This window comes from Flavobacterium pectinovorum (genome assembly GCF_022802975.1).
GTDB classification, from domain to species: Bacteria; Bacteroidota; Bacteroidia; order Flavobacteriales; family Flavobacteriaceae; genus Flavobacterium; species Flavobacterium pectinovorum_B.
This window is the reverse complement of sequence record NZ_JAFEVZ010000003.1, coordinates 41,172-63,241: the sequence shown is the minus strand read 5'-3', so window position 1 is coordinate 63,241 and position 22,070 is coordinate 41,172. Positions and strand designations below refer to the sequence as shown.

General features: G+C 34.3%; 23 protein-coding genes. 17 read left to right on the top strand and 6 right to left on the bottom strand.

What is annotated here, in order from left to right; genetic code table 11:
• Positions 1-91: 91 nt before the first annotated feature.
• Together FLV_RS05235 and FLV_RS05230 are read right to left on the bottom strand one after the other, a co-directional pair.
• Positions 92-1,354 carry an aspartate kinase gene (locus tag FLV_RS05235; RefSeq protein ID WP_243231548.1) on the bottom strand — a complete coding sequence of 421 codons (1,263 nt, stop codon included), beginning with the start codon at positions 1,352-1,354 and terminating at the stop codon, positions 92-94.
• A 108-nt stretch (positions 1,355-1,462) separates the two neighbouring features.
• Positions 1,463-1,939 carry a GNAT family N-acetyltransferase gene (locus FLV_RS05230; protein WP_243231547.1) on the bottom strand — a complete coding sequence of 159 codons (477 nt, stop codon included), beginning with the start codon at positions 1,937-1,939 and terminating at the stop codon, positions 1,463-1,465.
• Between the two features lie 171 nt (positions 1,940-2,110).
• Here FLV_RS05230 and fbp point away from each other — a divergent pair, with 171 nt between their 5' ends.
• Positions 2,111-3,118, top strand: a complete 1,008-nt coding sequence (gene fbp, locus FLV_RS05225) for a class 1 fructose-bisphosphatase (protein ID WP_243232217.1) — start codon at positions 2,111-2,113, stop codon at positions 3,116-3,118.
• Positions 3,119-3,232: 114 nt separating this feature from the next.
• Here fbp and FLV_RS05220 read toward each other — a convergent pair whose 3' ends face one another.
• Positions 3,233-3,664 (bottom strand): TerB family tellurite resistance protein, encoded by a 432-nt coding sequence (locus tag FLV_RS05220; RefSeq protein WP_243231546.1) that lies wholly within the window; start codon positions 3,662-3,664, stop codon positions 3,233-3,235.
• Between the two features lie 169 nt (positions 3,665-3,833).
• On the opposite strand from FLV_RS05220, the gene FLV_RS05215 reads away from it, so the two are divergent.
• Genes FLV_RS05215 through FLV_RS05195 form a run of 5 tightly spaced genes read left to right on the top strand, consistent with a single transcriptional unit; the run spans position 3,834 to position 7,153 of the window.
• The gene (locus FLV_RS05215; protein WP_243231545.1) at positions 3,834-4,427 is read left to right on the top strand and encodes a HupE/UreJ family protein; all 594 of its coding nucleotides are present in this window, start codon (positions 3,834-3,836) and stop codon (positions 4,425-4,427) included.
• 4 nt (positions 4,428-4,431) lie between these two features.
• Positions 4,432-4,866, top strand: coding sequence for a deoxycytidylate deaminase (locus tag FLV_RS05210; protein WP_243231544.1), 435 nt, complete (start codon positions 4,432-4,434; stop codon positions 4,864-4,866).
• A complete protein-coding gene (locus tag FLV_RS05205; RefSeq protein ID WP_243231543.1) occupies positions 4,863-6,440 on the top strand; it encodes a S41 family peptidase in 1,578 nt (525 codons plus the stop codon). Before FLV_RS05210 ends, FLV_RS05205 begins: the two co-directional genes overlap by 4 nt.
• Positions 6,441-6,458: 18 nt before the next feature.
• A complete protein-coding gene (locus FLV_RS05200; protein ID WP_243231542.1) occupies positions 6,459-6,824 on the top strand; it encodes a nuclear transport factor 2 family protein in 366 nt (121 codons plus the stop codon).
• A gap of 17 nt (positions 6,825-6,841) precedes the next feature.
• The gene (locus tag FLV_RS05195) at positions 6,842-7,153 is read left to right on the top strand and encodes a hypothetical protein (protein ID WP_243231541.1); all 312 of its coding nucleotides are present in this window, start codon (positions 6,842-6,844) and stop codon (positions 7,151-7,153) included.
• Positions 7,154-7,256: 103 nt separating this feature from the next.
• On the opposite strand, the gene FLV_RS05190 is transcribed toward FLV_RS05195, so the two are convergent.
• From FLV_RS05190 to FLV_RS05180, 3 genes are all read right to left on the bottom strand, one after another.
• On the bottom strand, positions 7,257-7,862 hold the full coding sequence (locus FLV_RS05190; protein ID WP_243231540.1) for an FAD-dependent oxidoreductase: 606 nt from the start codon (positions 7,860-7,862) through the stop codon (positions 7,257-7,259).
• A gap of 1 nt (position 7,863) precedes the next feature.
• The gene (locus FLV_RS05185) at positions 7,864-8,064 is read right to left on the bottom strand and encodes a hypothetical protein (RefSeq protein WP_243231539.1); all 201 of its coding nucleotides are present in this window, start codon (positions 8,062-8,064) and stop codon (positions 7,864-7,866) included.
• Between the two features lie 86 nt (positions 8,065-8,150).
• Entirely contained in the window at positions 8,151-8,729 is a 579-nt protein-coding gene (locus FLV_RS05180; RefSeq protein WP_243231536.1) for a MarC family protein, read from the bottom strand.
• Positions 8,730-9,045: 316 nt separating this feature from the next.
• Here FLV_RS05180 and FLV_RS05175 point away from each other — a divergent pair, with 316 nt between their 5' ends.
• The 11 genes from FLV_RS05175 to FLV_RS05125 all read left to right on the top strand — a co-directional run bounded on the left by FLV_RS05175 (position 9,046) and on the right by FLV_RS05125 (position 22,011).
• The gene (locus FLV_RS05175) at positions 9,046-9,615 is read left to right on the top strand and encodes a DUF3109 family protein (protein ID WP_243231534.1); all 570 of its coding nucleotides are present in this window, start codon (positions 9,046-9,048) and stop codon (positions 9,613-9,615) included.
• Between the two features lie 335 nt (positions 9,616-9,950).
• The gene (locus tag FLV_RS05170; protein WP_243231529.1) at positions 9,951-10,928 is read left to right on the top strand and encodes a ribonucleotide-diphosphate reductase subunit beta; all 978 of its coding nucleotides are present in this window, start codon (positions 9,951-9,953) and stop codon (positions 10,926-10,928) included.
• 296 nt (positions 10,929-11,224) lie between these two features.
• Positions 11,225-13,615 carry a ribonucleoside-diphosphate reductase subunit alpha gene (locus FLV_RS05165; protein WP_243231527.1) on the top strand — a complete coding sequence of 797 codons (2,391 nt, stop codon included), beginning with the start codon at positions 11,225-11,227 and terminating at the stop codon, positions 13,613-13,615.
• A gap of 174 nt (positions 13,616-13,789) precedes the next feature.
• The gene (locus tag FLV_RS05160) at positions 13,790-14,236 is read left to right on the top strand and encodes a Panacea domain-containing protein (protein ID WP_243231524.1); all 447 of its coding nucleotides are present in this window, start codon (positions 13,790-13,792) and stop codon (positions 14,234-14,236) included.
• Positions 14,237-14,605 (top strand): hypothetical protein, encoded by a 369-nt coding sequence (locus tag FLV_RS05155; RefSeq protein ID WP_243231514.1) that lies wholly within the window; start codon positions 14,237-14,239, stop codon positions 14,603-14,605. It abuts the gene before it with no gap.
• Between the two features lie 166 nt (positions 14,606-14,771).
• On the top strand, positions 14,772-16,172 hold the full coding sequence (locus FLV_RS05150; RefSeq protein ID WP_243231512.1) for a DUF1800 domain-containing protein: 1,401 nt from the start codon (positions 14,772-14,774) through the stop codon (positions 16,170-16,172).
• 11 nt (positions 16,173-16,183) lie between these two features.
• Positions 16,184-17,347 (top strand): DUF1501 domain-containing protein, encoded by a 1,164-nt coding sequence (locus FLV_RS05145; RefSeq protein WP_243231509.1) that lies wholly within the window; start codon positions 16,184-16,186, stop codon positions 17,345-17,347.
• 458 nt (positions 17,348-17,805) lie between these two features.
• The gene (locus FLV_RS05140; protein WP_243231506.1) at positions 17,806-18,645 is read left to right on the top strand and encodes a prephenate dehydratase; all 840 of its coding nucleotides are present in this window, start codon (positions 17,806-17,808) and stop codon (positions 18,643-18,645) included.
• A gap of 84 nt (positions 18,646-18,729) precedes the next feature.
• Entirely contained in the window at positions 18,730-19,875 is a 1,146-nt protein-coding gene (locus tag FLV_RS05135) for a pyridoxal phosphate-dependent aminotransferase (protein WP_243231505.1), read from the top strand.
• 185 nt (positions 19,876-20,060) lie between these two features.
• Positions 20,061-20,915: a prephenate dehydrogenase gene (locus tag FLV_RS05130; protein ID WP_243231500.1), complete on the top strand. Its 855-nt coding sequence runs from the start codon at positions 20,061-20,063 to the stop codon at positions 20,913-20,915.
• A gap of 13 nt (positions 20,916-20,928) precedes the next feature.
• Positions 20,929-22,011: a bifunctional 3-deoxy-7-phosphoheptulonate synthase/chorismate mutase type II gene (locus tag FLV_RS05125; protein ID WP_243231498.1), complete on the top strand. Its 1,083-nt coding sequence runs from the start codon at positions 20,929-20,931 to the stop codon at positions 22,009-22,011.
• Positions 22,012-22,070: the final 59 nt, after the last annotated feature.

The following is a 22,070-nucleotide window of genomic DNA, read 5'->3' as shown; positions in this document are numbered from 1 at the left end:
AATAAAACGATTAAGAAAACAAAAAAAGGTTTCACCGTATTAGTGAAACCTTTCTCTATAATTTGAATTGAATAATTACCTTTTTTATGAACTATTGTTTTAATTCTTTAGTAACAATCTGCATAGTTTCGCGGCTTACTTGTTTTAGTAAAACTTCTTTGTTTTCTACAACAGTTTCTGCAGCCTGCTCGTTAAAATGACGAATCGTGTACAATGTTACATTTTCGTTATAATCAACTTTGAATTTTTTCGAAAGTATGGCATTCAGTTCATTGAAGTTTCCAAATTTATCTTCTACGCAAACAGAGAAACTGATTGCGGAGTTCTGAATTAAGTTTACTTTTAGTTTAAACTGATGAAACAATCCAAAAATTTCACTGATATTTTCTTCCATGATGAAAGAGAAGTCAATAGACGAAAGCGAAATCAAAAGCTGCTCTCTTTTTACAATAAAACAAGGCAGATAAGGTTCTAAATCGACTCCTTTAGAAACGCAGGTTCCTTTTAATAACGGATTAACAAACGATTTTACGTATAAAGGGATCTCTTTTTTCTGTAAGGGCTGCAAAGTTTTCGGGTGAATAACGGTTGCGCCGTAAAAAGCAAGTTCAATAGCTTCACGGTATGAAATCTGGTTTAACAAACTCGCATTTTCAAAATAACGCGGATCTGCGTTCATAACCCCCGGTACGTCTTTCCAGATCGTTACACTTTCTGCATTTAGGCAATAAGCAAAAATTCCGGCAGTGTAGTCAGAACCTTCTCGGCCTAAAGTGGTAGTGAAGTTGTTTTCATCTGCACCTAAAAAACCTTGTGTAATGTTTAATATTTTGCGAGGTACATTTTTGCTGATGTTTTGCTGAGTAGTTTCCCAGTCCACTTCTGCATCTCTGTAATTTGCATTGGTTTTAATGAAGTTACGAACATCTAACCATTGTGTCTGGATGCCCATGAAATTCATAAAATGACTTAGGATATTGGTCGAAATTAATTCACCAAAACTCACAATCTGATCGTAAACAAAATTGTAGTTAGGAGATTTATTATGTGCCAGGAAATATTCTAATTCTGAAAACTGCTCATTAACAGCTGTAAAAACGGCATGTTTTTCATCCTCAAATAAATCGAGTAATATTTGATTATGATATTTTTTTATCTCTTGTACAGATGAACTTAACTCTGCTGATTTGTCAAAATAATTTTTAATAACGACTTCTAATGCATTTGTGGTTTTCCCCATAGCCGAAACGACTAAAATTACATCTTCATAACCCACTTTCTGTAAAACGTCATATACGTTTTTAATTCCTTCAGCATCTTTTACCGATGCACCACCAAATTTAAATACTCTCATCTTTAATTTGTATTGTTGAGACGCACTGAAGTGCGTCTCTATCAGTTTTTTAAAATTTAATATTAGACAGATGTTTACTCCTTAATAATCTGTCTTGTTTTTTTACAATTAATTTATTTTTTCCAGGTACGAATTAATTCCTGCTTCATCCATTTGAACTACTCTCCATTCTTCAAGAACTTTTGCGCCAGAGTTCTCGTAGAAATTTACTGCAGGTGTGTTCCAGTCGAGAACATTCCATTCAATTCTTCGAACATTATCTTTTTTTCCTTGTTTTATGATTTCAGAATAAAGAGCAGATCCCAAACCTGAACCACGCATTTCTTCCTTTACAATTAGATCTTCAAGATGAATTGTTTTTCCTTTCCAGGTAGAATAACGATAATAGTACAATGCTATACCGACAATCTGCTTTTTAACCTCGGCAACAAAAACATGAAACAGTGGTTTTTCACCAAAACCATCACGTATTAAATCATCAACGGTAACTAAAACCGCATCAGGCTCTTTTTCGAATATCGCAAGCTCCTGAATTAGCCCTAAAACGGCTTCCATGTCTTCAGGTTTTCCTTTTCTAATATTCATAAATTCATATTTTTAATCTGTTATTGGCTAATTAAGTATTTTTTTATTAGATACTTTTCATATTTAATTAGCAAATATACAATAGTAGCAAACTAACAAAATAATTTTTGAATCATTCTCACAAAAAAAGCGATATTTGTGACTTATAAACAAAATTACAACGATATAGCAATGGAAGAACGCAATAAAACACTGGGAGAGTTTATTATTGAGAACCAAAAAGCATTTCAGTACTCATCTGGGGAATTGTCCCGGATTATCAACTCTATACGTTTGGCGGCAAAAGTCGTAAACTATAAAGTAAACAAGGCTGGATTAGTGGATATAATTGGCGCTGTAGGCGAACAGAATATTCAGGGAGAAGAACAGCAAAAATTAGATGTTTATGCAAACGAAGTATTTATCCAGACGTTAATAAACCGTGAGATTGTCTGTGGTATTGCTTCTGAAGAAAACGACGAATTTATTACTGTCAAGGGGAGCGACAACAGTAATAATAATAAGTACGTGATCTTGATGGATCCTCTAGACGGATCTTCTAATATTGATGTAAATGGTTCTCTTGGAACTATTTTTTCTGTTTTTAGAAGAATTACGCCTATCGGAACTCCGGTAACTAGCGAGGATTTTTTACAGCCGGGAATCAATCAGGTTGCGGCGGGTTATGTAATTTACGGAACATCGACCATGTTGGTTTATACGACAGGTCATGGTGTTAATGGCTTTACGTTAAATCCTGCAATTGGAACCTTCTATCTGTCACATCCAAATATGAAGTTTCCGGAAAGCGGCCATATTTATTCTGTGAATGAGGGAAATTATGTGCATTTTCCGCAAGGAGTAAAAAATTACATTAAATATTGTCAGCGTGAAGAAGAAGACAGACCATATACTTCAAGATACATTGGAAGTTTAGTCTCAGATTTTCATCGAAATATGATTAAAGGAGGAATTTATTTATATCCAACCAGTTCAAAAGCGCCAAAAGGAAAATTACGTTTATTATACGAATGCAACCCGATGGCATTTATTGCAGAACAAGCAGGAGGAAAAGCAACTGACGGTTTTGGAAGAATCATGGAAATTCAGCCAACTGAATTGCACGAACGTGTTCCTTTTTTCTGTGGAAACTATGATATGGTAGAAAAAGCAGAGGAATTTATGGCTGAAGGACTTTAAGTTATTTGGCCTGATCTATATGAATTTAAGTGATAAAAAGAAACCCGACAAATTTTAAATTTGTCGGGTTTTATAATTTAATCTCAGTTTTACTATAAAAAGAAAAGCCGAATATTATTTATGCATGTGCTGCATTTCATAAACAAAAGTATCGGCATCAACTTTTTTGTCAACTAATGATAATGCTTTTGCAATGATATAATTTACGTTGCTTGGTGTAAATCCTAAAGCAATACCCAGTTTTCTCAACATTACTTCCTGTTGGTCTTCAAGATGATGGTCAACATGTACCATTCTGGTCAAATCATATAAACGCTCTAAACGCTGAACATGTAAATAAGGTGGGTTGATAGGATATTTTAAAGGGTCTTCAAGAATTTCTTCATACTCAGTTTCTGAAATTTCTAAACGTGAAGCTAGTTTATCCAAGAAACTTTTTTCTTCAGGAAGTACAATTCCGTCTGCTAATGCTACACGAACAATAGCTGAAAAGTGACCTTTGTTTCTTTGTTTGAATTCGCTATCAAATAAATCTGAAAATGACATAATTATAGTGTTTTTATGCCACAAAGATAATTTTTATTTTAAATTATTAATTTTAAAGTTCTCATAAAATTTAACTTATTATTATCCGTTGTTTTAATATGGGCTTTATTTAATTTTTCAAAATAAATCGTAAGTTTACAGCCCCAAATCAATTAATATAAGTAACCTCATGTCAGAATTTTGGATTTATTTTCAGATAGGTTTAAAGCATGTTTTAGATATTCATGCTTATGACCACGTATTGTTTTTAATAGCCCTGACAATTCCGTACGCTTTTAAGGACTGGAAACGTATTTTGTTATTGGTAACTGTTTTTACAGTTGGTCACACATTGGCTTTATTGCTCTCTGTTTTTGGGATCATAGCTGTAAAAGCAAATTTGGTAGAGTTCTTAATTCCGATTACAATTTTAGTAACAGCAGTTTTTCATCTTTTTACAGCCGGAAAAGCAGCTAAAAATGAAAGTCTTAATCTGATCTTTTTTGTGACTTTGTTTTTTGGAATAATACACGGACTTGGATTCTCAAATTATTTTAAAACCATTTTAGGTGGTACAGCGTCTTCAAAATTAGTACCTTTATTGGAATTTGCTCTCGGAATTGAAGCAGCGCAGTTGATAGTAGTTTTTGTGGTTTTGGTAATATCATACATTGTGCAGACAGTATTTCGTTTTTCTAAACGCGACTGGGCACTTGTAATGTCGGCTTTTATCATAGGAGTTGTAATTCCGATGATTGTAGAAAGCCCGATTTGGAACAGATAAATTAATGGATATAAAAAAATTAAATAAGTACGACAGAGCATATTTACGAATTGCCAAAGAATGGGGTTTGCTGTCGTATTGCAAGCGAAAGAAGGTAGGAGCTATAATTGTAAAAGACAGAATGATTATTTCTGATGGTTACAATGGAACACCAACCGGATTTGAAAATTGCTGCGAAGATGAAGAAGGGTTAACCCGTTGGGATGTTTTGCATGCTGAGGCAAATGCAATTTTAAAAGTAGCCAGATCAACACAATCGTGCGAAGGGGCGACCTTATACATTACACTTTCACCCTGCAAAGAATGCAGTAAGTTAATACATCAGTCAGGAATAAAAAGAGTGGTGTATCAAGATGGATATCGTGATGATTCCGGGATTCAGTTTTTATTAAAAGCTGGTGTAGAGGTAGAGCATATTCCTGTTTTAGAAGAACAATGAAATTCAATTTAAAATATTTGCCAATTATTATCGGAGCAGCTTTTGCTCTTGGAACTGTTCTCGGAAGCCTCATGAGTGCTCCTGTGGAGGACACGCTTTTGGCTAAAAATTACTCCAAAACCAAGCTGAACAAACTGATAGATTTTATCAATAATGAGTATGTTGACAGTGTTAATACGGATTCGATTGTCAATCTGACAGTAGATAATATTTTGTCCAAATTAGATCCGCATTCAATTTATATTCCGCCAAGTGAACAAGCCGAAGTTGCCGAAAGTATGAAAGGTGATTTTGTTGGGGTTGGAATTAATTTTTACATGTATAAAGATTCTGTTGCGATTATCAAGCCAGTTGAAAACGGACCTTCGGCAAAAGCCGGAATAAAATCAGGGGATCGAATTTTATATGCCGGAAAAACAAAATTGTTTGGTAGAAAATTACCTTCTGATAGTTTATTTTCTAAACTAAAAGGGATTAAAGGCTCTGAAATAGAATTGACAGTTTTTAGAAAATCGGAACAAAAGAAACTGAAGTTTAAAATTAAAAGAGATGTTATTCCGCTAAAAAGCGTAGATGCATCTTTATTACTTGATAATAAAACCGGTTACATCAAAATAAATCGTTTTGCAGAAACAACCTATGATGAGTTTAAGTCTGGTTTGACAAGATTGAAACAAAAGGGAATTCAGTCTTTGGTAATTGACGTTCGTGATAACGGAGGGGGTTATATGGAAGAAGCTGTGGCTATTGCCGATGAGTTTTTGAAAGACAAACAGCTTATCGTGTTTACCAAAAACAAAAATGGGACTACAGAAAAAACATACGCCACAAAAAGCGGAAGTTTTGAAACCGGAAAAGTAACCGTTTTGATTAATGAAAACAGTGCTTCGGCAAGTGAAATTCTGGCAGGTGCAATTCAGGATAATGACCGCGGAACAATCGTTGGCCGCCGTTCTTTTGGGAAAGGATTGGTACAGCGTGAAATGGATTTTAATGACGGATCGGCCGTTCGATTAACAGTAGCGAGATATTATACGCCAACCGGAAGATCAATTCAAAAGCCCTATACCAAAGGAAACGATGAATATTTTAAAGAGTCTGAAGCTAGAATTAAAACAGGCGAATTATATGCTAAAGACAGTATAAAAGTCGCTGATTCTTTAAAATTTAAAACTCCGAAAGGCAAAATTGTATACGGCGGAGGCGGAATAGTACCGGATGTTTTTGTGCCAATGGAGGCTGAACACGGTAATGAAAATGTAGCGTATTTGATGCAAACCGGAATCGTGGGACATTTTGTTTTTGAAGAATTGGATAAAAACAGAAATGCATTTGCAGGACTTCATTTTAATGAGTTTTTAACAAGAATGAAAAAGTCTGATGTTTATTTTAAAAAATTTAAAAACTACATTTTTCTCACCGGTCTGGATCTTAAGTTAGATAAAACTAAAGATTTGGTTAATCGATACATTACAGCAGAATTTGCCCGACAATTATATGGCGAATTGTATTATTACGATGTCATTCTGAAAGAAGATGCCATGATTAAAAAGGTTCTGAATCCAAAAAAATAATCATTTAATTTTTTTATAATGAAAACAGAAATTGTTGTAAATGCTGAAATCGAACTTCTGACAGCTATTAAAAAAGCAGATGTTTCGGTTTTGGAAAAGGTGCTGCATGACGATTTGCTGTTCAATTTACCGAATGGAAATACTATTACCAAAGAATTTGATTTGAATTCGTATCGCTCAGGTAAAATGAAAATTGATTTACTGGAGGCTTCAGATCAAATTATCAATATAATTGATGATACTGCTGTGGTTGCTGTGACCGTTTCTTTAAAAGGAGCATTTGATAATAATCCGATAAGCGGTACTTTTCGTTATATCAGGGTCTGGAAACAATTTGATGAAAGTTTAAAAGTAATAGCAGGAAGCTGTATCGCTCTACAATAAATAATAAAGAACAAAACATGAAAAATATACTAAAAATAAGCTTTCTATTCGTTTTAGTGACTTTTATAATTTCATGTGCAACCATGAAAGAAAATAATACAGTTACAGGAAAAGTAGATTCGATAGAATCAGGAAAAGACGGCTATACGGCTAAAATTACTACTGATGCAAAGGAACTATATTTTGCTACAATCAGTATTGTAAATGTGGGCGGACCTGAAAACTACAAACAGTTGAAAATTGGTGACGAAGTTTCGGTGAAAGGCGAAATCTGGAAAAGCGAAGATGAAAAACATATCAAGGTTACTGAAATTGTTTCCATTAAGTAAATAAGAAGCAAATCAGAACAATATAAGTGATATAATCATCTAATCTATACGCAAAGCATACATGAACTTATATTGCTTATATGGTTTAATGATTTTCTAAGATTTATCGAATACTATCATGTGCATGAGTCTGCACACCATTGTTCCATAAAGTCAAAATATCGGTTGCAACAGCAGCACCGCTTCCTGCAGCAATAGCCAACTGGCTTCTCCAGCCTGCTAAAGTACCAATAACATAAATGCCGTCAGCTACTTTATGGTCGTCATTTTTAAGCTGGATGCGCTGTTTTTCAGGTAAAGCTTTTTTATGTGGCTCAACATATTCCATTAAACCTTCTATGTCAAAAGTATTGGCAGAGCCAATTCCGATAACAATGTTTTTTGCCTGATAAGAGTTTTTGTTTGTAATTACTTTAAATTTAGGATAAAAACCTTCAATTTTAATTACTTTTTCATTTGGAATCTGAGAAATATGCGGATAGGTTTGGGCTAAATCCTGAGTGCTTTCGAATAATAATTCAGAGCCTAATTTGCCTGGCGTGATTCCATAAGCATTGTAGAAAATAGCTTCCTGTAATGAAGAATTTTTCTGGTGAGTAAAAATTCCGATTTTTTTATCGGTTACAAAAGCTTTGTTTTTGGCAGATCCTAAAACCAGCGCACATGACATGCCTGAGACGCCTCCGCCAACAATTAAAACGTCAAACATATTATCTTCCGTTTGTTTTTTCTTCGATACTTTTTGAAATTCTAAAGATTAAAAGAATCAAAACAGCACAAAACGAAGCGGCAATTCCAATTAAAGCTACTGCGCTATCTCCCTGAAAAGGATTTTGAAAGTCAAGTTGTGTAATATTAAAAACGATTAAGGCTAATGCCAAAACCACTAAGATGGAAGTAAAGATTTTCATAAGCTGTTTGTTTGTCTAAAATAATAAAGCAGAGCTTTTTGAGCTGTATTTTAGAATTTTATGAAGCAAATTTAAAAAAATATCCTTTAGACAAACAAACCTTTAACATTAGCTGCGAATAATTTAACAGCTATTGCTAAGAGAATTACTCCAAATGTCTTGCGAACCACGCCAAGCCCGTTCTCTCCTAATAAATTTTCGATTTTTTTTGAAGACTTTAAAACGATATATACCAGAATAATATTTAGTAAAATAGCAATTATGATATTAATAGTATGAAATTGAGAACGCAACGATAATAAAGTGGTCATGGTTCCCGCTCCTGCAATTAACGGAAAAGCTAACGGAACTATAGATGCTGATCCTGGTTCTTCGTCACGGTAAATATGGATTCCTAAGATCATTTCCAGTGCCAGAAAGAATAACACAAAAGAACCTGCCACGGCAAATGAATGTACATCAATACCAATAAGGTTAAGCAATCCTTCCCCAACAAAAAGAAAAACGATCATAATCGTTCCGGCAACAAGTGATGCCTTCTCTGATTCTATATGTCCTACTTTTGCTCTTAGATTCACAATAATAGGAATTGAGCCTACAATATCAATTACGGCAAAAAGCACCATGCTCACCGTGATGATTTCTTTAAAATCGATTTCTAACATATTGCTTTGATTTTAAGGATTTAAAAACTTTTGCAAAGGTAACTAATAAAGTTGGGTGATTTTTTGACAGAATATATTTTTGTTATAAAAACATGTTTTAGTGGTTTGAAATAAAAAATTTGTAACAATTGTAGTTTTTACCACAGAGTTTTACAAAGATTTTTCGCAAAGAGTCACGAAAAATTATTTTAAGTGGATTAAATAAAGAATAAATCTTTGTGAAGCTTGGTGTAAACCTCTGCGAATCTCTGCGGTAAATTTTTTATGTCTTTTCTTTGACTATCTTTGCACTTTATAAATTCAGTATTTTACAATCATGTTTCAATTAGGAAAAACCATTATTTCAGAAGATATTCTTGAAAAAGAATTTGTGTGCAATTTGTCAGCTTGTAAAGGAGGCTGCTGTGTTGACGGAGATGCCGGTGCGCCTTTAAGTGAAGCAGAAACTAAAATTCTTGAAGATATATATCCTAAAGTAAAACCTTTTTTACGAAAAGAAGGAATTGCGGCTATCGAAGCACAAGGAACATGGTTAAAAGGAACCGACGGAGATCTTGAAACGCCGTTAATCGATAATAAAGATTGTGCTTACGTAATTTTTGATGGCAAAACCGCTCTTTGCGGAATTGAGCAGGCCTATAATCAGGGAATTGTTGATTGGAAAAAACCGGTTTCATGTCATTTGTATCCAATCCGTGTAAAAGATTTTACGGAATTTGCTGCAGTGAATTATGATAAATGGGATATTTGCGACGATGCCTGCTCTTTGGGGAAAGAGTTGGAAGTTCCGGTTTACAAATTTGTCAAAGAAGCCTTGATTCGTCGTTTTGGCGAAGACTGGTATATGGAGCTGGAAAAGGTGGCTGAAGAGTATAAAAAAGTGTAAAATACACACCCTCTTTTACTACTTTATTTAGGTGTTTTTTACCTCAAAAAATAAAAATTTTAACTCAAAAAAAACTTTTTAAAACAATCATAAAGTATTTGCTTTTTATTATAAAAAGTCTATATTTTACAGGGCTTTAGGGTGTAATTGAGTTGTTTAAGTGTTTCATTTACAATAAATTAAATATTGTCTGAAAAAAGATTCAATTTTTAACCTTTGTTAAAAACTACCCTCGATTGTGAATAAGTTTGGCTTTTATTTTTGGCGATAAATGACAATCTTTGTAATCGTTCTGAATAAGGGGAAATTCATTATAAAAATTAAACAAAAATACAATGTCACAAGTTGAACCAATTTTACAAGAAAATAAGAATCGTTTTGTTATTTTTCCAATTAAACATCATGATATTTGGGAATGGTATAAGAAAATGGAAGCTAGTTTTTGGACTGCCGAAGAAATCGATTTGCACCAGGACTTGACAGATTGGAACAATAAATTAAGTGATGATGAAAGATATTTTATTAAACACATTTTAGCATTTTTTGCTGCTTCTGACGGAATCGTAAATGAAAATCTTGCAGAGAATTTTGTCAACGAAGTTCAGTATGCTGAGGCAAAATTCTTTTATGGTTTCCAAATCATGATGGAGAATATTCACAGTGAGACTTATTCTTTATTAATTGATACTTACGTGAAAGACGAAGCGGAAAAAGCAGAATTATTTAATGCTTTGGAAGTTTTTCCTGCAATTGGTAAAAAAGCAGAATGGGCTTTAAAATGGATTGAATCTGATTCGTTTGCTGAAAGACTTATTGCTTTTGCTGCCGTTGAAGGTATTTTCTTCTCTGGAGCTTTTTGTTCTATTTATTGGTTGAAAAAACGTGGTTTAATGCCAGGTTTAACATTTTCTAATGAATTGATTTCACGTGATGAAGGCGTGCATTGTGACTTTGCGGTTCACTTGCATAATCATCATTTGGTTAATAAAGTGCCAAAAGAAAGAATCAAAGAAATCATTGTTGATGCTTTAAATATCGAAAGAGAGTTTGTAACAGAATCACTTCCGGTAAGTTTAATTGGTATGAACGCAACTTTAATGACGCAATACTTAGAATTTGTTGCCGACAGATTATTAGTAGAATTAGGCTGCGAACGTGTATATGGATCTGCGAATCCGTTTGATTTCATGGATATGATTTCTCTTCAGGGAAAAACCAATTTCTTTGAGAAACGTGTTGCCGAGTATCAAAAATCTGGTGTGATGAACACAGATAGTGATGCTCAGAAAATTTCATTTGATGCAGATTTTTAGAATAAAAAACTGCATTTTAGTGTCTACCACGAAACACTAAGAACACAATAATTTTAAGAAACAAAAGTTTCTATACTAGACAGAATTTTTAGATTGGATCTCTTTCCCAAATTGCAGATCCGGTTGCATTTTTTACGATTTTTTTTCATCTATGTTTTAGATTGAAAACGAATAACCATGGAGATTTTATAATCTCTTGCAAAATATAATAATTTAAAAACACGCAATGTTTAAGTACCGGAAAATTTATTTTCCGGTGTCTTTCATTTTTTCAATAACTATAAAAAAGTAAGCTTATGTATGTAGTAAAAAGAGATGGCCATAAAGAGCCTGTAATGTTTGATAAGATTACAGAAAGAATCAAAAAATTGTGTTACGGGCTTAATGAGCTTGTAGATCCTGTTAAGGTAGCCATGCGTGTTATTGAGGGATTGTATGATGGGGTTTCTACCTCTGAACTTGATAATCTTGCGGCAGAAACTGCGGCTTCTATGACTATTGCACATCCTGATTATGCGCAATTGGCAGCTCGTGTGGCAATTTCAAACCTACATTCGAATACTAAAAAATCGTTTTCAGAAACGATGAAAGATATGTATCACTACGTAAATCCAAGAAATGGTCAGGATGCACCATTAATTGCTGATGACGTGTTTAAAGTGATTCAGGAAAATGCAGCTTTCTTAGATTCTCATATCATTTATACACGAGATTTTAATTATGACTACTTTGGTTTTAAAACCTTAGAGCGTTCGTATCTTCTTAAAATAAACGGAAAAATCGTAGAACGTCCACAGCACATGTTAATGCGTGTTTCGGTGGGTATTCACTTAGATGATTTAAAATCGGTAATTGAGACTTACGATTTAATGTCTAAAAAATATTTCACGCACGCAACACCAACGTTGTTCAACGCAGGAACTCCAAAACCGCAAATGTCTTCTTGTTTCCTTTTGGCTATGCAGGATGACAGTATTGATGGTATTTACGATACCTTAAAACAAACGGCTAAAATCTCGCAATCAGCCGGAGGAATTGGTCTTTCTATTCATAACGTTCGTGCGACAGGATCTTACATTCGTGGTACAAACGGAACTTCAAATGGAATTGTGCCTATGTTGAGAGTGTTCAACGATACGGCTCGCTACGTAGATCAGGGTGGTGGAAAACGTAAAGGTAGTTTTGCAATTTACATCGAAACCTGGCATGCTGATATTTTTGATTTCCTTGATTTGAAGAAAAATACAGGAAAAGAAGAAATGCGTGCAAGAGATTTATTCTTCGCCATGTGGACTTCAGATTTATTCATGAAACGTGTTCAGGAAGATACAACTTGGACTTTAATGTGTCCAAATGAATGTCCGGGATTATATGATGTTTACGGAGAAGAATTCGAAGCATTATATACCGATTATGAATTTAGAGGAAAAGGAAGAAAAACAATCCGAGCTCGTGAATTATGGGAGAAAATCCTTGAATCTCAAATCGAGACCGGAACACCATATATGTTGTACAAAGATGCTGCAAACCGTAAATCGAACCACAAGAATTTAGGGACAATTCGTTCTTCAAACTTGTGTACTGAGATTATGGAGTACACATCAAAAGATGAAATCGCGGTTTGTAATTTAGCTTCAATCTCATTACCAATGTTTATTGAAAACGGAAAATTCGATCACGAAGCACTTTACAATGTTACAAAACGTGTAACTCGTAACCTGAATAAAGTAATCGACAGAAACTACTATCCGGTAAAAGAAGCTGAAAATTCTAACATGCGTCACCGTCCGGTAGGATTGGGCGTGCAAGGTCTGGCAGATGCTTTTATCATGCTTCGTATGCCGTTTACAAGTGATGAAGCTAAAAAATTAAACCAGGAAATTTTCGAAACGTTATATTTTGCAGCCGTAACCGCTTCTATGGAAATGGCGAAAGAAGAAGGGCCATATTCTACATTTGAAGGTTCTCCAATGTCTAAAGGAGAATTCCAATACAACATGTGGGGAATGAAAGATGAGGAATTATCTGGTCGTTGGGACTGGGCATCTTTAAGAAAAGAAGTAGTAGAGCATGGAGTTCGTAATTCATTATTGGTTGCGCCAATGCCAACTGCTTCGACTTCGCAAATTTTAGGAAACAACGAAGCTTTCGAACCATATACATCAAACATTTACACACGTCGCGTATTGTCCGGTGAATTCATCGTAGTAAACAAACATTTATTGCATGATTTAGTTGAAAGAGGTTTGTGGAACGAAACATTGAAACAGGAGATCATGCGTCATAACGGATCAGTTCAAAATATTGATGTGATTCCGCAAGACTTGAAAGAATTATACAAAACGGTTTGGGAAATGTCGATGAAAGATATTATCGATATGTCCCGTCAAAGAGGATATTTCATTGACCAGTCTCAGTCACTGAACTTGTTCATGCAGGATGCCAACTATTCTAAACTTACATCAATGCACTTCTACGCATGGCAGTCAGGTTTAAAAACAGGTATGTATTACCTGAGAACAAAATCAGCAGTTGATGCGATTAAATTCACATTAAACAATGATAAAAAAGAAGAAACACCAGCTTTAGTTGCAGAAACTGAAGAAATCAATATTGAGGAATACAAAGCAATGCTCTTAAAAGCACAAGCCGCTGGTCCTGAAGATTGTGAGATGTGTGGGTCTTAATTTTTTAGAATAAAGAAGATAGAATAAAGAGAAAAGATTTATTCTGAAGTTAATAGAAAGCAGTTATTATCATGATAGCTGCTTTTTTTTACGAGATAATTTTTTTGAATGAAAAAACCTTCAAAAAATTTCTATTTTGAAATAATTGTTTAAGTTTGTTGAAAATTAAACTTTATGAGCTATTCAGTTTTAGAAATTTCAAATAAAATTATTGCAAATACTGATGCTAGTCAAGGAGAGATTATTTCAAACTTAAAGCTGCAAAAAATGCTATATTACATGCAAGGTTTTTTTATTGCTGTGTTTGATAAAAGATTGTTTGATAACGAAATTGAAGCTTGGCAATATGGCCCTGTTGTAAGGGATGCATACTATTATTTTAAAGATTTTGGTGCGGGTGCAATCACCTTAAAGGGTGATGAACAAATTGTAGAACTGTCTTATGAAGAGGAAGAACTATTCAAAGAAGTAATGACAGAATACGGTCAATTTTCTGCGATAAAGTTGATGAATTTGACACATTCAGAGTTGCCATGGAAGAAAGTTTTTCATGAAAACCCTCAAGGAGAAATTTCTTATGATTTATTAAGAGAATATTTTAAAACTCAAATTATTGAGTAGATGGGGCGTATTAAAAAGAAAAGTATTAAAGAAAATAAAATTAAGGTTCCCACAGATAATAATATTGTAATAGATTATCCAGTATTTTGTTTTAAACATTTACAAACAGCACCAAATAAAGATTACAAGTTCTATGCTGATTTTATTGAAAGGTTAAAAAAACTTTGTAATCTATCTTGGAATCAAATAAGTGTCGCTCAAAAACATGGTTTTGGAACAGAAAAAATACCTGTTAACCAAATTAAACCAGAAATGCCAAAATTTGTTACTCCTGATGTAACCGATTTAATTGTATTTAGAGCAAATGGAGATAACAGACCATTTTTGGGATTGAGAAAAGACAATATTTTTAGAAGAAAAATTTGGTGATATCTATAATCATTAAAAAAGACTAAATTTCTTTAAATAATAAATATTTGAGTTGTGTTTATAATTAACTAAAAATCCAGAACTTTAGTAACTTAACATCTCAAAATCTACTCCAATTAAACCTTTTCAAAAATCCAAAGTCTTATTCTTAAATAATTCTTAATTTATGAAAAAAAGCAATCTTTGGTCGTTACGATTGGGCTTCTCAGGAAAAGAAGCTGCTAAAATTGAAAAAATAGGATTAGAAAAATTTCTAAAGAAATCTTATGATTCAAAATTTGATACCCAATTTCCTGCTTTTTTACAAGACAGTCCCAAAACAATTGCTGAATACAAAGAATTACGTCAGTCCGTAAAAAATCTCGATCCCGAAGAGAAAAATAAAATTCAGAGAAAAGAAACCCTGATTACAGCCGAATTAAAAAAATGGTGGGTTGCCAAAATGCAAACAGACGAATTTCCGTTACGTGAAAAAATGGTTTGTTTCTGGCACAATCATTTCGTGTCCACTTCGCAAAAAGTAAAAATCAATTACTGGATTTACCAGCACAACATGATTTTACGGGAAAATGCTTTTGGAAATTTCAAGGAGCTGACCAAACAGATGGTGAAGTCGAATGCTATGGTCAAATACCTCGATAATGTTGATAATAAAAAAGGCAAAATAAACGAAAACCTGAGTCGTGAATTACTGGAATTATTCACCATCGGAATCGGGAATTATACCGAAGAGGATATTAAAAACGGTGCAAAAGCCCTGGCAGGATTAAATTATGGTGACGAAGGTGCTGTTTACAGAAAAAATTCAGAAGACAATAGTAATAAAACCTATTTTGGAAGAACAGGAAACTGGAAAGCGGATGATTTAGTTGATATTATTTTTGAACAAAAAAATATTCCGTATTTCATTACACGAAAAATTCTGAAATGGTTTCTTTATGACAGCCCATCAGAGGAATCGGTAAAGTATTATGGTGATTATTTCAGAAAAGTAAATTTTGAAATTGAGCCATTGCTTACTAAAATCTTTACAGAAGAATACGCCAAGGATGTTTCGGGAAATAAAATTAAGGATCCGTTGGTTTACATTTTTCAGCTTATTGATGAATTACAATTGAAGGGTTATGATGAAACCATGATTGTTGCTTTTCTAAAACAGCAAGGAATGGATTTGTACAATCAGGTCAATGTGAAAGGCTGGGATGGAGGAAATTCATGGCTGACTTCACAAGTATATCTGCAGCGAAATAATACTTCGGATTTGCTTTGCAGTGGTCGGAGTCTTTCAAAAAAAATAATCAATAATAGGATGAGTGAAGACAATCCGAAGCCGAAAAAAGAATTGGAGAAAAAAGAGGTCAAAATACAATATGATTCTGATGGAAATAATAAAACTATCATTACCGAATTATCCAACAGGTTATTATTTAAAGTAAATGATTCGACGCAAAAAGACATGGAAAATTTACTGAAATATGATTTTGATCCTAAAAATCCTAATGCCAATTACGCAGTTGTTCGTTTGTTTAATTATATCACCAAATTACCTGAGTATCAATTAATTTAAAGTTTGTCATTATGAACAGAAGAAATTTTCTAACCTTAACAGGGACTTTTACCGGTGGAATGCTGGTGCTTCCAAGCTTTTTGCATGCATTTGGTGAACAAAGTAATTTGGTAATTGGTGAGCAATGTCTTGTTTTTGTTCAGCTCAATGGAGGAAACGACGGATTGAATACGTTTATTCCGTATGATGATCCGTTGTATTATGATTTCAGAACTAAAATTGCGTTAAATAAAGACACAGTTGTAGGTAAAAATAAAGGGATGGCATTTCATCCTGCATTGAAAGATTTTGCCCAAATGCAGCAAAACGGAGATTTAAGTGTAGTTCAGAATGTCGGTTATCCGGAACCGGTTCGTTCTCATTTCCGCAGTCAGGAAATTTGGCAGACGGCTGCTGATTCTAATAAATATATCAATGAAGGCTGGTTAGGAAGGTATTTAGATCTGCAATGTCACGACCATCAGCCAACTGCCGGAATCAATCTGGATTCGATTGATAATTTGGCATTAAAAGGATTGGAACCGAATACAATAACGGTAAAAGACCCGGATCGTTTTAAGGTAAAATCAAATAAGGAAAATGAAAAACTATCCGATAATCCGCAATTGGATTTCGTTCGAAAAATTGCCAATTCGGTTGTAGAAGGATCAGATGATATTCAGAATGCCTTGAAGCAGTCTAAAACAGAAGTCAGTTATCCTAAAACCGGATTGTCTAAAAACCTGGAATGGATTGCCAGATTGGTAAAAGGAAATCTGAATTCGAAAGTATATTACACCTCGCTTGGCGGATTTGATACGCACGATAACCAGCTTTCTATTCACGAGCGAAAATTAACTGAACTCAATGATGCTCTTTTTAGTTTTTATAATGATTTGAAACAGGCGCAATTGCTTCAAAACGTAACCATTGTGGTCTTTTCTGAATTTGGAAGACGCGTAAAAGACAACGGAAGCGGAACCGATCACGGAACTGCAGCGCCAATGTTCATCATAGGAGGAAATAATAAAGGAACAATTTTAGGTAATAATCCTAATTTAGCAGATTTGGATAATGGCGATTTAAAACACCAAATTGATTTCAGGTCTGTTTATGCTTCCTTATTACAGCAAAAAATGAGTTTTGATTATTCAAAAATCGGGATTAAGAATAAACCGGTTTCAGGATTGTTTTAGACGGGTTTCAAACCCGTCTACCGTAATTGGTGCTAAAAAAATTCTATTCAATTAATTTTTACCTATTTGCTATAGCTTGGGTTTTCTTCGTCGAAATTGACGATGTTGAGTAATCATACAAAAAAATAACACAATCTCCCTCAAAACCAATTGTATAAATCCCATTTTAAGCCTGTTTTATTAAATTATCATACAAAACCGCTTAAATTTGTTAAGAAATCCTTTTTTGTTTCATAAAATGCATTATTTTTTTTGGTGAGGTTAAAATAATTTATACATTCGCACAGAATTTAAAAAATAACACAAACAAAATGGCAACTAACCGTTTTTATTTTAGCAACAACTTTTATTTCTTCTTTAGTAGAAGTTAGGATTGTGCTATGGTTATTTGAGAAAATTAAAAGACAAATAAAAATAATATACAATCCTGATGAAAATCAGGATTTTTTTTTGACTATATGACAACTAAGATTGCAATACAAGGTATCAAAGGTTCTTTTCATCATCAGGTTGTGAAGGAGTATTTTTCTGAAAGTGTGGATATTGATGAATGTCTGTCTTTTGAGGAATTGGTTGACAGCCTTCTTACAGGAAAATCTAATCAGGCAGTTATGGCGATTGAAAACTCAATTGCAGGACCAATTATCCCGAATTATGCTTTGATTGACAAGAATAATTTACACATTATTGGAGAGCATTATTTGAATATTCAGCAGAATTTAATGGCTTTAAAAGGGCAGAAAATTGAAGATATCAGAGAAGTTCATTCACACCCAATGGCACTTTTGCAGTGTATGGATTTTTTAAAACAATATCCAAATATCAAATTGGTTGAGGATAAAGATACAGCAGAAACGGCAAGAAGAATTCAGCAAAATCAATTAACCGGAATTGCAGCAATTGCAAGTCAAACAGCTGCTGAGATGTACGATTTAGATATTCTTGCGCCGTCGATTCAAACGATCAAAAACAATATGACACGTTTCGTAATCATCAAAAAGCAAAATTCATTTTTGCCGGAAAGCGAAATCAACAGAGCATCTGTAAAATTTGAACTGGATCATAAAAGAGGAAGTTTAGCAGCAGTTTTGAATGTAATGAGCGACTGCAAGCTGAATTTAACAAAAATCCAGTCGCTTCCAAAAATTGAAACACCATGGAAATATTCATTCTTCGTAGACGTAACATTCGAGAATTACGAAGATTATTCAAAAGCCAAATCATTATTAAATATTATGGCAGAATATTTTAAGGTGTTGGGAGAATATAAAAACACGAAGCCTTTGAGTCAGTCTTAAAGTTGGAAAGTCGAAAGTCATAAAGTCAAAAATAAAAAGAGCATAAAGCTTACGGCCTAAAGCCTAAAGCAAAAATTTAAAAAAATGATTACAACAGCAAAACGATTAGATACAGTTGAAGAATACTATTTCTCATCAAAACTGAGAGAAGTTCGTCAACTCATGTCTGAAGGAAAATCAATCATCAATATGGGAATTGGAAGCCCTGATTTGAGTCCGTCAAAAGCAGTAATTGAAGCGGTAGCCGCGGCAATTCAGGACGAAAACGGACATGGTTATCAAAGCTATCAGGGATTACCGGAAATGAGGCAGGCGATGGCAGATTTTTATCAGGATCAATTTGGTGTTGCAGTGAATCCGAATAATGAGATTTTACCATTGATGGGTTCAAAAGAAGGAATTATGCATATTTCGCTTGCATTTTTAAATCCGGGCGATCATGTTTTGATTCCGAATCCGGGTTATCCAACTTATACTTCGGTAACCAATTTGGTAGAAGCAGTTCCGGTTTATTATGATTTGAAAGAAGCTAATGCCTGGGAGCCGGATTTTGAAGCTTTGGAAAAACTGGATCTTTCGAAAGTAAAAATAATGTGGCTGGGTTATCCGCACATGCCCACAGGAGCGAGAGGAAGTTTAGCGTTATTTGAAAAATTGGTTGCTTTTGCTAAAAAACACAACATATTACTGATCAACGACAATCCGTATAGTTTTGTTTTGAATGATAATCCGATGAGTTTATTACAGGTTGAAGGTGCGAAGGATGTGGCTTTAGAATTGAATTCACTTAGTAAAACGTTCAACATGGCAGGCTGGAGAGTAGGAATGGTTTTAGGAAATCCTGAAATTATCGATGCAGTCTTAAAAGTAAAAAGCAACATGGACAGCGGCATGTTCTACGGGATTCAAAAAGGCGCAATCGCCGCTTTAAAATGTGATAAATCGTGGTTCGAAGATCAAAACAAAATTTACAGACGCCGTAGAGAATTAACGGAGAAATTAGCTGAAAAGTTAAACTGTAAAGTCTACAAAGAAGGAGTCGGGCTTTTTGTTTGGGCGAAACTTCCGGAAGGAATTGAATCAGCAGAGAAGTTCATTGACGAAATATTATATGAGAAACATATTTTCATTACTCCGGGAACCATTTTTGGGAGTAACGGAGAAGGTTATATCAGATTCTCGTTATGTGTTAAAGAGGAAAAAGTACAAGAAGCGATTGATAGATTCTAAGTCGAAAGTCATAAAGAAAGATTGATTTTAGATTTAAGATTAACGATTTTTGATTTCAGACTTTGTAAAAGGTCTTGAAAAAACGAGAAGCCCTAGCCCTGATAGAAGTGGAAATCCTTTTTTGCCGGGGTTCGGCAGAAAAGATTGAAGCGGATAGCAGGAATTAGCTTCTAATAAAAAGAATTATGAAAGTATACGTAATAGGAATAGGGCTGATTGGCGGGTCTATGGTGCTGGACATCAAAGAGAAACATCCGGATGCTACTATTTTTGGAATTGATAAGAACGAAAATCATTTGCAGGAAGCGATTGATCTGGGCGTTATCGATCAGGCAGGGAACTTTGAAGATTTGGCTGAGGCCGATTTTGTAATTGTTTCGGTTCCGGTTGATGTGGCGCTGACGGTTTTGCCTAAAGTGCTGGATGCAGTTGGAGATAAAACCATTGTTTTTGAAGTAGGTTCGACTAAAAAACCAATTTGTGATGTTGTTGCCAGTCACCCAAAAAGAAGAAATTTTATTGCCACACATCCGATAGCGGGAACGGAGTTCTCAGGACCTTCGGCGGCAATAAGAGGTTTGTTTAAAGGAAAAACAAACATTATTTGTGAGGTGGAAAAAACCACTTTTAAATTGCAGGAAAAGGCATTAAAGCTTTTCAGCGAAATTGGAATGAGGATTCGATATATGGATCCGACTTCGCACGACAAACACATTGCTTACGTTTCGCATTTGTCTCACATTAGTTCTTTTATGCTCGGGAAAACGGTAATGAATAAGGAAAAAGACGAACAGGATATTTTTGACATGGCGGGAAGTGGATTCGAAAGTACCGTTCGTTTGGCAAAAAGTTCTCCCGCAATGTGGACACCGATTTTTAAGCAAAATAAAGAGCACGTTCTGGAAACATTAGAAGAATATATTTCAAATCTCAGTCGGTTTAGGGATTTGTTGAAAGACGAAAATTACAATGCCATTTTTGAAGAAATGGAAAGCACAAATAAAATAAAAGAGATATTAAACGGATTAATTAAAAAGTAAAAACTATAATAAAATGGAAAATAAAAAAGAAATGAGAAAGTGGTTAGAAGATTTCAATTTAAATCACCCACTTGTGATAGCTGGACCTTGTAGTGCAGAAACTGAAGATCAGGTTTTGAAAATTGCTCATGAATTGAAAGATTCAAAAGTGAGTGTATTCAGAGCGGGAATCTGGAAACCAAGAACGCGTCCGGGAGGATTTGAAGGTGTTGGGGAAATTGGTTTGAAATGGTTGCAAAAAGCAAAAGCTGAAACTGGTTTATTGATGGGTACTGAGGTTGCGACTGCTGCTCACTGTAAATTAGCTTTAGAGCATGATATCGACGTTTTATGGGTTGGTGCGCGTACAACTGCAAACCCTTTTGCTGTTCAGGAAATTGCTGATACGTTGAAAGGAACTGATAAAATCGTTTTGGTTAAAAACCCAGTAAACCCGGATTTAGCTTTATGGTTAGGTGGTGTTGAGCGTTTACACATGGCTGGAATCGAGAAATTAGGAGTTATTCACAGAGGTTTTTCTACTTACGAAAAAACAAAATACAGAAACATTCCAGAATGGCAGATTGCTATCGAATTGCAAAATAAATTCCCTGATTTACCATTAATCATCGATCCGTCTCACATTACCGGAGATCGTAAAATGATTTTTGAAGTAACGCAAGAGGCTTTAGATTTGAACTACGATGGTATGATTATCGAAACGCACTTCGATCCGGATAACGCCTGGTCTGATGCTGCTCAACAAGTAACTCCGGAAGTTTTGAAACAAATCATTAAAGATTTGACGATCAGAAAAACAGATGATACTACAGATGAGTACAGTTCAAAAATGACGAAATTAAGAGCTAACATCGATGTTTTGGATGCTAACTTATTAGAATTATTAGGAAAACGTATGAAAGTAGCTGACGAAATTGGTCAGGTGAAAAAAGATGCAAACGTAGCGATTCTTCAAAACAACCGTTGGAACGAAATTTTAGGAAAAATGATTTTAGAAGGTGAGAAAAAAGGTCTTACTGAAGAGTTTGTTTTGAAAATGTTCAAAGCAATTCACCAGGAAAGTATTGGTCACCAGGAAAAAATTTTTAATGCCTAAATAGCCTGATAATTAGTTATAAGAAAATTGTTAAAATAAAATAGCCTCTTGCAATTTGT

What these genes read in the sequence shown, in the direction of transcription:
- FLV_RS05235 (WP_243231548.1), bottom strand. Translation starts at nt 1,354, where the DNA reads ATGAGAGTATTTAAATTTGGTGGTGCATCGGTAAAAGATGCTGAAGGA.
- FLV_RS05230 (WP_243231547.1), bottom strand. Translation starts at nt 1,939, where the DNA reads ATGAATATTAGAAAAGGAAAACCTGAAGACATGGAAGCCGTTTTAGGG.
- fbp (WP_243232217.1), top strand. Translation starts at nt 2,111, where the DNA reads ATGGAAGAACGCAATAAAACACTGGGAGAGTTTATTATTGAGAACCAA.
- FLV_RS05220 (WP_243231546.1), bottom strand. Translation starts at nt 3,664, where the DNA reads ATGTCATTTTCAGATTTATTTGATAGCGAATTCAAACAAAGAAACAAA.
- FLV_RS05215 (WP_243231545.1), top strand. Translation starts at nt 3,834, where the DNA reads ATGTCAGAATTTTGGATTTATTTTCAGATAGGTTTAAAGCATGTTTTA.
- FLV_RS05210 (WP_243231544.1), top strand. Translation starts at nt 4,432, where the DNA reads ATGGATATAAAAAAATTAAATAAGTACGACAGAGCATATTTACGAATT.
- FLV_RS05205 (WP_243231543.1), top strand. Translation starts at nt 4,863, where the DNA reads ATGAAATTCAATTTAAAATATTTGCCAATTATTATCGGAGCAGCTTTT.
- FLV_RS05200 (WP_243231542.1), top strand. Translation starts at nt 6,459, where the DNA reads ATGAAAACAGAAATTGTTGTAAATGCTGAAATCGAACTTCTGACAGCT.
- FLV_RS05195 (WP_243231541.1), top strand. Translation starts at nt 6,842, where the DNA reads ATGAAAAATATACTAAAAATAAGCTTTCTATTCGTTTTAGTGACTTTT.
- FLV_RS05190 (WP_243231540.1), bottom strand. Translation starts at nt 7,862, where the DNA reads ATGTTTGACGTTTTAATTGTTGGCGGAGGCGTCTCAGGCATGTCATGT.
- FLV_RS05185 (WP_243231539.1), bottom strand. Translation starts at nt 8,064, where the DNA reads ATGAAAATCTTTACTTCCATCTTAGTGGTTTTGGCATTAGCCTTAATC.
- FLV_RS05180 (WP_243231536.1), bottom strand. Translation starts at nt 8,729, where the DNA reads ATGTTAGAAATCGATTTTAAAGAAATCATCACGGTGAGCATGGTGCTT.
- FLV_RS05175 (WP_243231534.1), top strand. Translation starts at nt 9,046, where the DNA reads ATGTTTCAATTAGGAAAAACCATTATTTCAGAAGATATTCTTGAAAAA.
- FLV_RS05170 (WP_243231529.1), top strand. Translation starts at nt 9,951, where the DNA reads ATGTCACAAGTTGAACCAATTTTACAAGAAAATAAGAATCGTTTTGTT.
- FLV_RS05165 (WP_243231527.1), top strand. Translation starts at nt 11,225, where the DNA reads ATGTATGTAGTAAAAAGAGATGGCCATAAAGAGCCTGTAATGTTTGAT.
- FLV_RS05160 (WP_243231524.1), top strand. Translation starts at nt 13,790, where the DNA reads ATGAGCTATTCAGTTTTAGAAATTTCAAATAAAATTATTGCAAATACT.
- FLV_RS05155 (WP_243231514.1), top strand. Translation starts at nt 14,237, where the DNA reads ATGGGGCGTATTAAAAAGAAAAGTATTAAAGAAAATAAAATTAAGGTT.
- FLV_RS05150 (WP_243231512.1), top strand. Translation starts at nt 14,772, where the DNA reads ATGAAAAAAAGCAATCTTTGGTCGTTACGATTGGGCTTCTCAGGAAAA.
- FLV_RS05145 (WP_243231509.1), top strand. Translation starts at nt 16,184, where the DNA reads ATGAACAGAAGAAATTTTCTAACCTTAACAGGGACTTTTACCGGTGGA.
- FLV_RS05140 (WP_243231506.1), top strand. Translation starts at nt 17,806, where the DNA reads ATGACAACTAAGATTGCAATACAAGGTATCAAAGGTTCTTTTCATCAT.
- FLV_RS05135 (WP_243231505.1), top strand. Translation starts at nt 18,730, where the DNA reads ATGATTACAACAGCAAAACGATTAGATACAGTTGAAGAATACTATTTC.
- FLV_RS05130 (WP_243231500.1), top strand. Translation starts at nt 20,061, where the DNA reads ATGAAAGTATACGTAATAGGAATAGGGCTGATTGGCGGGTCTATGGTG.
- FLV_RS05125 (WP_243231498.1), top strand. Translation starts at nt 20,929, where the DNA reads ATGGAAAATAAAAAAGAAATGAGAAAGTGGTTAGAAGATTTCAATTTA.